We start from the raw sequence: 14,753 nt of genomic DNA on the forward strand, positions 1-14,753 counted from the left end.
TGCGCGGACAGGACCTCTTCGCGCATGCGGCGCCTGTCTTCCCAATGAGAGACGACGCAAGTGGCGATGGTGTAGCCCAGGACATTGGTGGCCGGGCGCCCATGTCCATGAAATGATCGATCGCCAGCGAGAGCAGGCTTGTCACGCTGAACCATGCCAGCGCGCGGCCACCGATCCTTCCAAGCGCAGCGCCATTCCCCATGTGGGCAGATCCGGCCACTCGCTTTGCCCGCGCAACGAGCCGGCCACGCGGTTCAATACAATCGATGGTCGGGAACGGCGCCATGTCTGGATGTTATGCGGCCCGGCGTCGGGGGCTTTTCTCGATGAGGCGGCCACGCGCACCTTCCCTCATGGAAAGGAGCTAGCCCATAACGAAGGTTTATGGACCGCGAACAAGTCGCCAATTGAGGTCGCTGTCCTGACCCTGCATGGTGGCTTTCACGCAAGAGGACACCGATGAAGGATCTGACGCAACTCGTTCATCGCCCGCAGGTGGACCGGGCAGGCTTTTCCAGCCTTGCGGTGCCAACCCATCGTGCATCGACCATCGTGTTTCCGAACGCCGACGCCTATGCACAGCGCCGTCTGCGCGAGCCTGACGGCTACGCGTACGGCCTTGACGGGACGCCGACCACGCGCGTGCTGGAAGCGCAGATCGCTGCGCTTGAGCAGGGCGCGCGCTCGATCCTGTTGCCATCGGGGCAGGCGGCCATCGCGCTGCTGTTCCTGAGCGTGCTCAAGCCTGGCGACACCGTGCTGATCCCGGACACTGTCTACCCGCCGGTACGCGCCTTGTGCGCCGATGTGTTGGCGGCGCAGGGCATAAGGCACCGGATCTATCCTCCGCTCGCGGGCAGCGGGATAGAAGACTTCATCGACGACAGCGTTCGCTTGATCTGGACCGAGTCCCCCGGCTCCGCGACCATGGAAGTGGAGGACTTGCCCACTATAGTTTCCGTCGCGCAGCGGCGGGGCATACTGACAGGCTGCGATAATACCTGGGCGACCCCGCTGCTGTTCAAGCCGCTTGCGGCCGGGATGGATTTCTCGGTCGAAGCTCTGACGAAGTACGCGGCCGGCCATTCCGATGTCCTGCTCGGGAGCGTGACGGTGCGCGACCGGGACTGGCACGTCCGTCTGCGGGCGATGGCCAAGGTCTTGGGGATCGGAGTATCGCCCGATGATTGTGCTCTCGTATTGCGCGGTATCGAGACGCTGGGCGTGCGCATGGCCCATATAGGCAAGGTTTCGACCGGCATTGCCGGGGCATTGTGCTCTCATCCCGCCGTATCGAGAGTGCTGCATCCGGCGCTTCCCGATTGTCCTGGCCACGCTTTCTGGAAGCGCGACATGACGGGCGCCAGCGGTGTATTCAGCCTTCTCCTGCAGCCGGAACTGGACGCCCTGCTGGACGACGCGCTGGCCGCGATGCGGATATTCGTGATCGGTGCATCCTGGGGGGGGACGCGCAGTCTCGTTGCGCCGATGACGGTGCGCGGACGGCTCGGCGGCAATCCCGAAGGGCGCCTGCTGCGCATCAGCATCGGCCTGGAGGATCCGGACGATCTTCTCGCCGATCTCCTTGGCCTGCTCGACCGTCTGGGGGCAGCTAGCACCACGGCAGCGCCATGACCGTTGCCCGCGCATTCCTCTCCCTTGCGTGCCTGGTGGCCGGCAGTGTGCTGCTGGGGGCCTGCTCCGAAGGCCCGGCAACACCGGCTGCGGGTGGCCCCACGCTCGCCGAGGTGCGCGCGCGCGGATATGTTCGGTGCGGCGCGGGCAAGGACACCACCGGCTTCAGCGCTCCCGATTCGCACGGCCGCTGGCGGGGGCTGGATGTCGATACCTGCCGGGCGATCGCAGTGGCTGCGCTCGGCAGCCGGGACAAGGCGCGTTTCGTGCCGCTGACCGGCCAGCAACGGATCACCGCGCTGCTTACCGGCGAGATCGACGTGCTTCCCCGCACTACCACATGGACCCTGCAGCGCGACGCGGGCGGCATCAATTTCACGATACCCAATTATTACGACTACACCGCGTTCATGATTGGTGCCGACAGTGGCGCCAGGACGCTGCGCGACCTCGATGGTGCCACAGTATGCGTGCAGACCGGGTCGCTGACCGAGATCGTCTTCGCAGATGTCGCGCGGCGTACTCATGTCACGATGCATCCGGTGATCTTCGACAATGTGCAGAGCACGCGGCAGGCGTTCCTGGCAGGCCGCTGCGATGCGCTGGCGACCGACCAGTCTGCGCTGATCGCGCTGAGGGCGATGAAGCCAAAGCATCGTTTCGCCATCATTCCCGCCAGCGACGACATCGCTCCGCTGACCCCGGCCGTGCGGCATGGCGACGACCAGTGGTTCGACATTGTAAAGTTCTCGATCGAGGCGATGATCGTGGCCGAGCACCTGGGGATCAACCGCGCCAACGTCGAGGGCATGCGCGGTTCGCGCGATCCGGTGATCCGGCGCTTTTTGGGCGTGGAGCCAGGCAACGGGCGCGCGCTCGGCCTGCGCGACGATTTCGCCTATCAGATCGTGCGGCAGGTCGGCAACTACGCGGAAGTCTACGATGCCAACCTCGGCGCAAGCAGCGGGCTGAACATCCCGAGAGGTCCCAACCGGCTGCGCCGCGACGGCGGGCTGATGCTGCCTATCGGATTCTACTGATGGACAGGAAGATCGCTTCTCGGGACCTGGTGCGCTGGTGGCTGCCGCAGGCGCTGTTCGCGGTCCTCGTGCTTACGCTTGGGGCGAGCTTGCTGGCCGTAGCGGCACATAACCTGTCGGTCCGCGGCATGGTGCTCGATTTCGGTTTCCTCGGGAGCACGGCGCGTTTTCCGATCTCCGAAACGATACTCGCCTATTCGCCTTCGGACACTTTCGCGCGCGCGCTCGTCGTCGGGCTGGGCAACACGGTGCTGCTGGCGCTCGTCGTGATTGTCTTCTCGACCTTGCTGGGCATTCCGCTCGCCCTGGCCCGACGCTCCGAGCATCTTTTGGCGAGTGGAAGCGCACGCGTCTTCATCGATGCCGTGCGCAATACGCCGCTCGTCGTGCAGTTGCTGTTCTGGTACGGTGTTCTCACGGTGACGCTGCCCGAGCCGGGCCGCGCGCTTCAGGCGGTTCCCGGCATTTTCCTCAACGATCGCGGTCTCTACGTCACCTCCTTCGGTATTACCGGGACGGCGCTGCCGCTTTTACTGGTAGTCGTCGGCGGGCTGCTGACGGTGGCCGTGCTCGCATGGCGGGGCCGTCTGCATCTGGCGAGCGTGGTGACGCTGGCGACCGTGATATCCGCAGGTGTTCTGTGGCTGTCGCTCGGCCTCGGCGTCGCGCCCGACGTGCCGCACCTGGATCACTACAATTTCGTCGGCGGGCTGAGCATTACGCCGGAATTTGCGGCGGTTGCATTCGGCAGCGTGCTTTATGCGAGCGGCTTTGCCGCCGAGATCATCCGTGCCGGCATCGCGGCGGTGCCTTGCGGGCAATGGGATGCCTGCCGCGCCATGGGTCTTGGCGACCGCCAGAGCCTGCGCCTTGTCATTGTGCCTCAGGCCCTTCGGGTGATGGTGCCACCGATGACGAACCAGTTTGCCGCCATCCTCAAGAATTCGACGCTGGCGCTTGTCGTGGGATATCCCGACCTGAACTCCATCGCGAATACGACGATGAACCATACCGGTCATGCGCTGGAATGCGTGGGGCTGGTCGCGCTTGTCTATCTGACGCTGGCGGCGACGATCTCGCTGGGGATGGGAACGCTGGAGCGACGCAGTGCGAGGTGGGCGCGTTGAACTTCGTGCAGACCATTCCCGAGCCGGCGCAGGCTCCCCCATCCGGCCGCAAAACCGCCGGCGGCTTTTCGACGCTTTTCGGCGGCAGCGCTAACCTGCTCGCCACGCTGGTATTCGTGGCGGCGATCGAGCGGGGGCTACCGCACCTGATGGCTTGGGCTTTCGCGCATGGCGTATGGCAGGGCGACGGCGAGGCATGCCGCGATGCGGGGGCCTGCTGGGTTTTCCTGCGTTACAAGGCGCCGTTCATCCTTTTCGGCATTTACCCCGAGGCGCAGATGTGGCGGCCGATCGCCGTCGTTGCGATGCTGGCGGCGCTGACCTTGTGGACGATGCCTCGTGCTCACTGGAACCGGACGACGCTGGCGGCCTGGGGGGTGGGGCTGGTACTCGCCGTCGCGCTGATGGCCGGCGGAATAGCGGGCCTGTCACCCGTCCCGGCGGCGTCGTGGGGCGGGCTTCCGGTGACACTGCTGATGACGGTGCTCTCGCTGGCGTTTGGCTTTCCGCTGGGTCTGGCGCTGGCTTTGGCGCGACGCAGTGCTTTGCCCCTGATCCGCTATGTTGCTGGCGGGCTGGTCGAAGTGCTGCGCGGCGTGCCGGTGGTGACATTGCTGTTCGCCGCCTCGTTCCTGGCGCCGCTGCTGCTGCCCGAGACGATCCGGCTGGAGAATCTCACACGGGCGCTGGGGGTGTTCACGCTCGTCAGTGCGGCATACTTCTGCGAGGTCTTGCGCGGTGGCCTGCAGGGAGTGGCGCGCGGGCAATGGGAATCGGCGCAGGCGCTGGGCCTTCGCTCCCGCGACGTGCTGTGTGTCGTGATCCTGCCGCAGGCCGTCCGCAAGGTACTGCCGCCGCTGACCAGCACGATCATTGTGGTCATCAAGAATACCAGCCTCGTCATGGTGGTCGGGCTTTTCGATCTCGTCAGCGCGGGCAGGGTGGTGCTCAACGATCCCGCCTGGCCGATGCCTTACGCCGAAACGTACCTGATGGTGGCGCTGGTCTATTTCGTGATCTGTTACGGGGTAGCGCGGTATTCGCTGCACCTTGAGGAGACGCTTGAGGAGGGCCGACGATGACGGCGCTGTCCCTTGTCGGCGTGCATAAATGGTACGGCGATTTTCATGCCCTGCGCAATGTCACGCTGCATGTGAAGGCGGGCGAGCGGGTGGTGATCTGTGGCCCGTCAGGGTCCGGCAAGTCCACGCTGATCCGCTGCGTCAACGGGCTGGAACAGCATCAGGCCGGGGAAATCTTCGTCGCCGGGCAGGCCCTGTCCGCCGATCCGCTGGCCCTGCGCGCCATTCGAGCACGTGTGGGCATGGTGTTTCAGGATTTCAATCTGTTTCCGCACCTGACCGTGCTTCAGAATTGCACGCTCGCCCCGGTTCGGGTTCGGGGTCTGTCCGAACAGCACGCGCGCGAGATCGCATACACCATGCTGGAACGCGTGCGCATCGCGGATCAGGCGGACAAGTTCCCCGCGCGGCTTTCCGGCGGCCAGCAGCAGCGCGCGGCGATCGCGCGCGCGCTGTGCATGGATCCTGCATTGATGCTGTTCGACGAGCCCACCTCCGCGCTCGACGCCGAGATGGTCAAGGAAGTGCTCGACATCATGAAGGCCCTTGCCCGTGGCGGCATGACGATGGTTTGCGTCACTCACGAGATGGCGTTCGCCCGCGAAGTGGCCGACCGCGTGGTCTTCATGGACGAAGGCCAGATCGTCGAGATCGCGGACGGCGAAACCTTCTTCACTGATCCCCGGCACCCGCGCACACGGGCGTTCCTGGACAAGATACCCTTTTAAGGAGACCTCATGCTTCGCATCGCGAACAGGCTTGCCCAGCTCGGCATTGCCTTGCCCGAGCCATCGGCGCCCGTGGCCAATTACGTCCCGTACACGCGCTCCGGCCGGATCGTCCATGTCTCCGGGCAGTTGTCCAGGGATGCCGCGCACGAGGTGAAAGGCATTGTCGGCGAGGACGTGACGTCCGAACAGGCCACCGGGGGCGCGCGGTTGTGCGCGATCAACCTCATCGCACAATTCCGCGCGGCGTGCGGCGGCGATCTCGACCGTGTCACGCAAGTGCTGCGCCTGGGCGGCTACGTACAGGCCGGGCCATCGTTCTTCGCAGTACCGGCAGTCATCAACGGTGCCTCGAATCTCATGGTCGAGGTTTTCGGAGAGCACGGCCGTCATTCGCGTTCGGCGGTCGGCGTCTACCGGCTGCCGCTGAATTACGCCGTCGAGATCGACGCCGTCATCGAAATTCGCGCCTGAGCGGGCGCCTCATCCAGATCCAACGTTTCGGAGTGACAAGACATGACTAATCGACGGCAGTTCCTTGCCGGTGCCGGGGCGGTGTCCGCGGGCACGCTGCTGGCCGGACATGCTCTGGCGGCGCCGGCTCAGGCAGGTGTGCGCGGCAGTCTGCTGGGGGGCGGACTTTCCTTTGCGCAGACCCAGCAGCGCCTTGCCGCGCTTTATGATATCGACAGGTCGATCGTGAACTTCGACGCGGCCTACTATGGTGCGATGACGAAGTCTGTGCATGCGGCCTATCTCGACAAGGTCGCATGGGTTAACCGCTATAATTCCACCTTCCTGCGCAGCGGCGTTCCCGACATGCCCCGCGACCAGGAACTCGACAAGTCCCGACAGGCCGTCGCCGACCTGATCGGCGCGTCGCTGGAGGAAGTGGCGCTCAGCGGGGGCGGCACCGAAGGGCTCTATGCCCTGATTACCAATTATGCGCTGCTCAAGGCCGGCGATGCGGTGATCTACTGCGATGCCGACTACGACGAGATGCAATACGCAATGGATTATCTCGAGAAGAGCCGGGGTGCGCGGGTCGTGCGGTTTTCGCTGCCGGAACCGCATACTCGGGCGAATATCCTGGCTGCCTACGAGAAAGTGCTGAAGGAAACGCCGCGCGCGAAGCTACTGCTCGTCACCCACGTGTCTAACCGCAACGGGTTGATCCCGCCGGTCAAGGAAATCGTCGCGATGGCCAAGGCACGCGGGATCGACGTGATACTGGACAGCGCGCAGGCGGTCGGTCAGATGCCGTTCAACGTGGCCGATACCGGCGCCGACTTTATCGGCTTCTCGCTTCACAAGTGGGTTGCGGCGCCGCTTGGTACGGGTGGCATCTATATCCGCAAGTCGCGCCTCGGCGACATCGAGCCGTGGCTGGGCAACCGCATATATTCGGCGGACGAGATTCGCTCGCGCATTCCCAGCGGCACTGTCGATTTCGCGGCGCGCCTGACGATCCCGGCCGCGCTGGAGGTTCAGGCTGCCATGGGCATCGAGCAGAAGTTCTCGCATCTCAAGGCTTTGCGGGACTACTGGGTCACGCGCGTGCGGGACGTGCCCGGCCTGCAGCTGATGCTGCCGGATGAGCCAGGCAATTACGGGGCCATCAGCGCTTTCAGGCTCCCCGGCATGGACAGCCCCGCGAAGGCTAAGGCGGCGCAGGCCTTGTTCGTAGAGAAGCACAAGCTGCTCGTGGTCGCCAAGGCGGGGCTGGCATCTGGCGCCGGGCTGCGCGTGACGCCGGCGTTGTTCAATACCACGGCCGAACTCGACCGTCTGGTCGCCGCGATCCATCAGGAGCGTCGCGCCTTCGTCTGACGCTTGCGCGTCCCCGCCTATTGTCACCACAGTATCGGAGCATATCCATGACGCTTCTTCGCCTTGCGGCGACCTCATTCGTCTTCCTGATAGGCTTGGGATCCACGGCGGTCTCCGCCGACGAAGGTGCCGTCCTGTTCAAGCAGCGCTGCGCTGCGTGTCACAGCACCGAAGCCGGCAAGAAGTCCGGGGCGGGGCCGAACCTGTCCGGCATCGTCGGCCGTAATGCCGGTACGGGCGCCTATCCCTATTCACCTGCGCTCAAGAAGGTCAATGTCCGCTGGGATGCGCGTACGCTCGACAGCTGGTTGTCAGGCCCTTCGAAGATGGTGCCGGGAACGCGAATGTTCACCAGCGTACCCGTGCCGGACGATCGCAAGGCCATTGTCGCTTATCTCTCGGGCCTGAAGGCGCGCTGACGTCGCGGCCGCGCATGAAGAATGCGTCGCCGGGCAAGACCCATAAGTTTCATGCATGGACTCGTTCAAACCCGTCACTTGTCCCTTGGGAGGAGCCGGGCAAGATGGCGGGGACGAACCGGACAAGGGGTAAAGCTCCGGGGCATCGCAAGAATGCCCGCCGTTCGTCCGCAGGAGCGTGCAATTCTTTATCAGGGGGTAGCATGCATTTGAGATCGAACACGCCGCCAGCGCCATCCGGCGAACGCAGTGGCTGCGCTTGAACGCTACTGATGCTCGGGCGATGCCAGGGCGGCAGCGCCTGACGTAGCTGCCGGGCAGGCATTCAGAGACATCCGATCATCGCTGCCGGTCGCGGCGGCAAGGATCGTGTCCGCAAGTGACGGACCGATCTCACGCGTCTATCGATAAAACAGGGAAAACGAAGATCATGAGGCAACTTCGCAACATCGCCATGGCGTCTACCGGACTGGCAGTGCTTTCCTGCATCCTGCCGGCCACCGCAGCGTTCGCGCAGGAAGCCGGTGCGGACGGAGGTAGCGACATCGTCGTCACCGGTTCGCGTTTCGGCAGCCGATCGGCAGCGGAATCGGTCGTTCCCATCGATCGCATCAGCGTGGATGAACTGGCCCGCGGAGGGCGGACGGAAGTTCAGGACATGCTGAAGACTTCCGTTCCCAGTTTCAGCACGCCGCGCCCCAATGCATCCGGGGCGGGCGAATTCCTCACTCCGCCGACATTGCGCGGCCTCTCGACCGGACAGCTGCTTGTACTGGTGAACGGCAAGCGGCGTCACTCGTCAGGTGATCTCAGCACCAGCAACGGTATCGGTCGAGGCGACGTCGCCTACGACTTCAATGCTATCCCCAGCATGGCGCTTTCCGGTGTCGAAGTCCTTCGCGACGGCGCTTCGGCCCAGTACGGCTCGGACGCGATCGCGGGTGTCATCAATCTCACCCTCGACAAATCGACCGGCATGAAGGGCAAGATCTCGACGGGCATCACCAAACAAGGCGATGGCGAATTTATCGACGTGGGCGGCAGCGTAGGGCTGCCGGTATGGAACGGCGGCGTGATCCGCGCGACCGTGCAGTACCAGAACCATGCGTCCACCAATCGATCCCTGGACGACACCCGCCAGCAGTATTTCGGCCATAATTCGGCCGGCGGCCTGGTCGCGCCGTCCTCTTTCTACGGCTCGGGCACGGGGCTGACTGCGTCCAGCGGCGCGCTCGATCCTCGCGAAGCGACGATAGAGCGTCACACCTCGCGTCAGGGTAACTCGAACTACGAAATGAAGTCCGTTTTCCTCAATGCCGAAATCCCCACCAACGGCGGCGGGGCGACTTTCTACGGCTTTGGCGGATACAGCGACCTCGACGGGCGCACGGCATTCTACTTCCGTCGTGCCGGCCAGGACCAGACCGTGCGGGCACTGCATCCGGATGGCTTCATTCCCTACGGCGACATTCGCTTGCGCAACGTTTCGGCAACGGGTGGCCTGCGCGGCGAAAATCTTGTGGGCTTCGACTGGGACGTCTCGACCGGCTACGGCAAGAGCCTGATCGACAACGGGACCAGCAACACCAACAACGTGTCCTACGGCACCGCCAGCCCGACGGATATTCATAACGGATCCACCCGTTACGATCAGTGGACTACCAATCTCGACCTGACACGCAAATTCGACATGGGCGATGGCAGCCCTCTCAACCTGGCTCTGGGCGCGGAGTATCGCGAAGAAACCTACCATCTGCTGGCAGGCGAGGTGGCGAGTTATGCCGATGGCGGGTTCGCTATTCTCGATGGCCCGAACGCGGGCAAGGTTGCCCCGGTCGGAACCCAACCCACGCCGGGCATTTCGCCGGTCGATGCGGCCTTCGGTCGGCGCAACAGCAAGGCGATCTACGGGGAAGTGGAAAAGCTGTTCTTCGATCGCCTGACGCTCGATGCGGCGGTACGCTACGAAAAATTCTCCGACTTCGGCAGCACCACCAACTATAAACTTTCCGGTCGTTTGCAGGTGATCGAGCCGCTGGCGCTTCGCGCATCGTTCAGCACGGGTTTTCGCGCATCGCATCTTGCGCAAATGTATTTCGGAAGTTCGACGACCAGCTTCATCAATGGCGTGGCGACGCTCATTCGCAACCTGCCCGTGGATAGCGAGGCCGCGCGCCTGATCGGAGCCACCGATCTCAAGCCGGAGAAATCCAAGAACCTGTCGGCCGGCTTCGTCTACACGAGTGGAGGCCTAACCTTCACGGTTGATGGCTACCAGATCAAGCTGACCGACCGTATCGTCCAGTCCGCAGTGTTCCAAGGCACGTCGCTCATCAATTATCTGGCTGCCAACGGCGTTGCGGGGATTGCAGGGGCCAGCTATCTCACCAATGCCGTGGACACGACCACGCGCGGTGTCGATGTGACGCTGACGGACAAGTTCGATCTCGGTTCGCTTGGCGAACTGTCGGTCCTGCTCGCAGGCAACTACAACAAGACGAAGTTCGACAAGATCGCCGGCACGCCCGCCGAGATCGCGGCGCTGGGTATCACCACTCCGCTTTTCGACCTGACGCAGCAGGTTCGTATCTCCGACAGCCAGCCCCGCTCCAAGGTCCTGCTCAACCTGAACTGGAAGTCGGGCGACTTTTCACTCGGGCTGACCAATACCTACTACGGCAAGGTATCGGCAGTGGCATTCACCAGCCTGACACCCGCGCAGATCGCCGCGCTGACACCCGGCTACGATGTCACGCTGGTCCCGGTCTCCTCGACCAGCGCCAACTCGCAGGTGATCCAGCATTTCAAGGGCAAGGTCATTACCGACATTCAGGTGAATTATGACTTCACGCCCGGTATCACCCTCAGCGCGGGCGTAAACAATCTGTTCGACATCTACCCGACTCAGAACCTGCGTTCGACTGTCGCAAGCGTTGCGGCAGGGACAAACGGATCGGACAACGCCGGGACCTTGCCGTACAATGCAATCTCGCCGTTCGGCTTCAACGGCATGTCGTTCTTCGCCTCGGCTGGGTTCAAGTTCTGAGCGACCGATACGGAGTGATGCGCTGCGCCATCGTCTCGAAGCTGATTTTTCTGACGATGGCCGGCGCCGGCATACACGGGGGCATCGCTTTCGCGCGATCGGTCGCGCCGACCCCTTCCGGTGCGGCCGAGAGCGAGATTACGCTGATCGCTGCGCGGCTGGCAACGGGCAGGACCAACTGCGCCTCCATAATCGCTGGCCGACTGGACCGGATCGGGCGGCTTGACGGACCGCTTCATGCCGTGGTTGCGCTCGACCGGTCGGCACTGGCGGAAGCAGGCCGCATCGATGCGATGACCCGCACCGCGCGCCGCGCCTTGCCGCTCGCCTGCGTGCCGGTACTGGTGAAGGACAACATCGATGTCGCCGGTCTGCCGACGACATCCGGCTCTGTGGCCCTGGCCCGCAACGTTGCGGGCCGCGACGCGGATGTCGTGGCGAAGCTGAAACGGGCAGGCGCGATTGTCGTCGCCAAGACCAACATGTCCGAGTTCGCCTTCAATTACCGCGGGCGATCCTCGCTCCGGGGGCAGACCACAAGCCCCTTCGCGTTCGCGGAAAGCGCAGGCGGATCGTCTTCGGGAAACGCCGCCGCGCTTGCTGCCGGTTTCGGGGTCATAGCGCTGGGCACGGACACATCGGGATCGGCGCGGGTTCCGGCTGCACTGACCGGCGTGGTAGGTTTGCGGCCAGGTTTCGGGGTGTTGCCGATCGGCGGGGTTCTCCCGCTCAGCCCGACGCAGGACGTGATCGGCCCGATGTGCCGCTACCTCGCGGACTGTGCGAAGATGTGGTCCGTACTGACCGATACGCAAGAAGATGCCCAACACCATCCGCTGCAGGGGCTGCATGTTGGGGTGCTCGTCGCGTTCATGCGGCGCGGGGGAGGAGCGGAAGCGCAAGCGCTCGACAGCCTGCGCGCTGCAGGAGCCATCGTGACGGAATTGCATTTGCGAGACGAAACAGTTCTGGCCGGGAAGGATGCGCCTGACGGCGAGACGGCGACGTTCGCCAGTCGATCGTCCTTCGATTTCCCGGCTGCAATGGATGCCTATCTGCCCTCGCGTGCCGATGTACCGCACGATGCATCGGCGTTGCTCGCAGAGCTGCGGGAACTGCGGGATGCCGGGCGTACCGATCCGCGCGTCGTCGAGGATGTCGCGAAGTTCGGTGCCAACCGGGTCGGCGCTGCCGGGGATCCACGCTATCGCGTCAACGGCTCGTTTCGGGATCGATACGTCGCGGATCGGTTCGATGAGGCATTCGACTGCAGCGGCGGCAATGACTGCGTGGATGTCATCGTCTACCCTTCCGTGCAGGCGCCTTCAGCCGCCGTGCACACTGGACCGGAGACCCTCGGAACCCACCGGTTTGCAGCCTATTCCGGGCGTCCCGCCATCGCGCTTCCCGTAGGCTCGGCCATGACGGCCGAGGGGTTGCGTCCGGTCTCTCTCGAGTTGCTGGGGCAAAGCGGCGAGGAATGGCGCCTGCTGGAGATTGCGGCAGCCTGGCAGGCAAGTCTCTCGTTGCCCCGTACCGTCCCCTGTGAAAGCGAGAAGGCGCTCGTCTGTCTCATTGCCCCGGCCCCGAGCGCAACGCGCCGTTGAGCGCCGACACGAATTCGCGCACCAGGCGCGCGCGCTGTGCGTCCGGCCGGAACAGGATGTATGCCCTGAAATAGACTGCCGGTTCGTACGGCTTGATGATCAGCCCGCGCTGTTCGAAACCGTCCGCCGCGAAAGGATTGACGAGGCCGAGGCCAACTCCTTCGAGTGCAAGGGCGCAAACGGTCAAGGACGCCGGCGTCTCGACCACGATGTGCGGACGCGCGCCGACCGCGTCGAATGTCTCGGTCATGCGCGCGCGGGCACGGTCTTCGGGGGCCAGCGCGATGAATGCCATGTTGTGCAGGTCTTCCGCGCGGATGATGTCGCGGTCCGCGTAAGGGTGGTCCGGCGGCATTACGCAGACCGCCCTTACGCTTTGGAACACGCTGTGATCTACGCCTGAGAGGTCAACTTCGTCTGCAGCGAGGCCGATGTCGAATTGCTGGTTCACGACATGATCGCGCACTGCAGCCGAGGAAAGGATCTGCAAGGTGATCGAGACTTGCGGGTTGGTCTCCCGGAACTTCCGCACTGCCCGCGGCACCAGGGTCGAGCCTAGCGCGGCAAGGCTGGCTATACGCAGGCTGCCTGATCCAAAATCGCGGATGCGTGCGGCCGAAGCGCGCAGTGTGTCCAGACCCGTGAAGGCGTTGGACACGTCGCGGAAGAACAGTTCGCCTTCGGGCGTGGCGATGAGGCGGCCTTTCACCCGGTCGAACAGCGCGAAGCCGACGCGGTACTCGAGTTCCGAAATGGCGCGGCTGACGGCAGGCTGGGTAATGTTCAGAAGTTCGGCAGCACGTGACGCTGACCCGCCGATCATCAAAGCCTGATATATCTCGAGTTGCCGGAAATTCATGCGAGCGTGATAGGCTTGGGGCGCGGGTGAGTAAATTCTTCGTGACAGGCTGTGGATCGCCGCCCGCACGGGACGGGGCGTCTTGCTCCCGTGCGGGCGGCGAAGCTCATGCGGTGATGTACCGCGCAGGGCGGTAAGGTGCGAGGATCGGGGCCTCCACGCCGGTCATGATCTCCTGCGCCGCGTAACGGCCGAGGATCGGCGCCAGAGTGATGCCGCTGTGGGTGACCAGCACATAGGCGCCCTTGATGCCCGGCACCGGCCCTGCGATCGGCTTGTTGTCCAGCGGGTAGGGCCGGAAGCCGAGCAACACCCTGGTGGCCTTGGCTTCGGCAATGGCAGGCATGTATTCGGCAGTGCGGGCGATCAGCATGTCGCCGTGGAATTGCTGGAGCGCCGCATCCGGATAGGCCATCTGGTGCTTCAGGATTTCGGTATGCTGAGGCAGGTTCGGCGGCCCGCTGGTGAAGCTGGTGAGGTAGCGCCCATCGGCGTACTGTTTGAATTCCAGGATGCTGGAGGCTTCATAGACCAGCTTGGTGGTGACGGGACGGGGCGTGGTGTGAACCACCAGGCCCGGTTTGTGCGCAAGTTCGAGCTTGCGGTCCATCAGTGCCATGATGCGCGGCGTGTCGGTGCCGGTCACACTGACGAGGTGATCGAGTTCGAAATCACCCTTGGTCGTGGTAACGCCGGCGACTGCGCCGCCGACGACCTTTATCGCGGTCACTTCGCAGGGATAGAGCACTTTGGCGCCGAAACGCTTAGCGGCGGCGAGGTAGCGCTGGGTAGCGAAGACCGGATCGACATGGCCGTCCTTGGCCGTCTGGAAGGCGAGCTTGACCTCGTCACCGGGAAACACGCCGGGGCTGGCCTTGGTAATGCCTTCGCCGGTGAGGTAGACTGGCGGATCGTCGGTCGCTTCCAGCAATGTCGCCTTTGTCTGCAGAGAATCCTTCTTGTTGGCGTAAGCCCAGCTTATCGAGCCGCCCCAGATTGCCTTCATGCCCAGCGTGCGGTCATCGTCGAGCCAGGCATCCATGCTTTCAAGGCGCAGCTTCATGTAGTGCGCGTCGTTGACCACGGGATTGATCCAGGCGACCGACTTTTCGGTGGCTCCCGCGGCGGGACGCGTCTTTTCAAATACAATGACTTCGGCTCCCGCCTTGGCGAGTTGAGCGGCGACAGAGGCACCGATCAGGCCGCCGCCGATCACGCCGACGCGGAGCTTGCGGCCCGGCTTTGCGCAGGCCCCCGCGGCCTGCAATGCGGCCATGGCGGCGAACCCGCCAAGAATTGTCCGGCGCTGAAACGTCATGGTGATAGCTACTCCGATTTATCCAGCTTGTTTGTCTTGCCGTCCCATCGCACCGGCGAGAT

At 63.9% G+C, this 14,753-nt stretch carries 12 protein-coding genes; 10 read left to right on the forward strand and 2 right to left on the reverse strand.

Translation table 11 applies throughout. The annotated features are described in order from the left end of the window. Positions 1-459 precede the first annotated feature (459 nt). The 10 genes from HWN72_RS20875 (at position 460) to HWN72_RS20920 (ending at position 12,514) form a co-directional block, all read left to right on the forward strand. Positions 460-1,635, forward strand: a complete 1,176-nt coding sequence (locus HWN72_RS20875; protein ID WP_008832318.1) for a PLP-dependent aspartate aminotransferase family protein — start codon at positions 460-462, stop codon at positions 1,633-1,635. Then, positions 1,632-2,675 (forward strand): amino acid ABC transporter substrate-binding protein, encoded by a 1,044-nt coding sequence (locus tag HWN72_RS20880; RefSeq protein WP_211151264.1) that lies wholly within the window; start codon positions 1,632-1,634, stop codon positions 2,673-2,675. Before HWN72_RS20875 ends, HWN72_RS20880 begins: the two co-directional genes overlap by 4 nt. Next, positions 2,675-3,802, forward strand: coding sequence for an ABC transporter permease subunit (locus HWN72_RS20885; protein WP_211151265.1), 1,128 nt, complete (start codon positions 2,675-2,677; stop codon positions 3,800-3,802). The genes HWN72_RS20880 and HWN72_RS20885 overlap by 1 nt, the downstream gene beginning before the upstream one ends. A gap of 5 nt (positions 3,803-3,807) precedes the next feature. Continuing rightward, the gene (locus HWN72_RS20890) at positions 3,808-4,884 is read left to right on the forward strand and encodes an amino acid ABC transporter permease (RefSeq protein ID WP_289357284.1); all 1,077 of its coding nucleotides are present in this window, start codon (positions 3,808-3,810) and stop codon (positions 4,882-4,884) included. Next, complete coding sequence (locus HWN72_RS20895) at positions 4,881-5,612, forward strand: amino acid ABC transporter ATP-binding protein (protein WP_008830615.1); 732 nt, start codon at positions 4,881-4,883, stop codon at positions 5,610-5,612. The genes HWN72_RS20890 and HWN72_RS20895 overlap by 4 nt, the downstream gene beginning before the upstream one ends. Positions 5,613-5,621: 9 nt before the next feature. Beyond that, a complete protein-coding gene (locus HWN72_RS20900) occupies positions 5,622-6,086 on the forward strand; it encodes a RidA family protein (protein WP_008830614.1) in 465 nt (154 codons plus the stop codon). 42 nt (positions 6,087-6,128) lie between these two features. Beyond that, a complete protein-coding gene (locus tag HWN72_RS20905; RefSeq protein WP_211151267.1) occupies positions 6,129-7,442 on the forward strand; it encodes an aminotransferase class V-fold PLP-dependent enzyme in 1,314 nt (437 codons plus the stop codon). 47 nt (positions 7,443-7,489) lie between these two features. Further along, positions 7,490-7,861 carry a c-type cytochrome gene (locus HWN72_RS20910; RefSeq protein ID WP_008830612.1) on the forward strand — a complete coding sequence of 124 codons (372 nt, stop codon included), beginning with the start codon at positions 7,490-7,492 and terminating at the stop codon, positions 7,859-7,861. A gap of 430 nt (positions 7,862-8,291) precedes the next feature. Next, positions 8,292-10,907, forward strand: a complete 2,616-nt coding sequence (locus tag HWN72_RS20915; RefSeq protein ID WP_211151268.1) for a TonB-dependent siderophore receptor — start codon at positions 8,292-8,294, stop codon at positions 10,905-10,907. 17 nt (positions 10,908-10,924) lie between these two features. Beyond that, positions 10,925-12,514 carry an amidase gene (locus HWN72_RS20920; RefSeq protein ID WP_248006196.1) on the forward strand — a complete coding sequence of 530 codons (1,590 nt, stop codon included), beginning with the start codon at positions 10,925-10,927 and terminating at the stop codon, positions 12,512-12,514. On the opposite strand, the gene HWN72_RS20925 is transcribed toward HWN72_RS20920, so the two are convergent. Both HWN72_RS20925 and HWN72_RS20930 read right to left on the reverse strand, forming a co-directional pair. Continuing rightward, positions 12,480-13,373, reverse strand: a complete 894-nt coding sequence (locus HWN72_RS20925; RefSeq protein ID WP_008832210.1) for a LysR substrate-binding domain-containing protein — start codon at positions 13,371-13,373, stop codon at positions 12,480-12,482. The two genes, HWN72_RS20920 and HWN72_RS20925, sit on opposite strands and share 35 nt — an antisense overlap. A gap of 106 nt (positions 13,374-13,479) precedes the next feature. Next, positions 13,480-14,691, reverse strand: a complete 1,212-nt coding sequence (locus HWN72_RS20930) for an FAD-binding oxidoreductase (protein ID WP_008832209.1) — start codon at positions 14,689-14,691, stop codon at positions 13,480-13,482. Positions 14,692-14,753 lie beyond the last annotated feature (62 nt).

The sequence above is a fragment of the Novosphingobium sp. HR1a genome (genome assembly GCF_015594425.1).
Taxonomy (GTDB): Bacteria; Pseudomonadota; Alphaproteobacteria; order Sphingomonadales; family Sphingomonadaceae; genus Novosphingobium; species Novosphingobium resinovorum_A.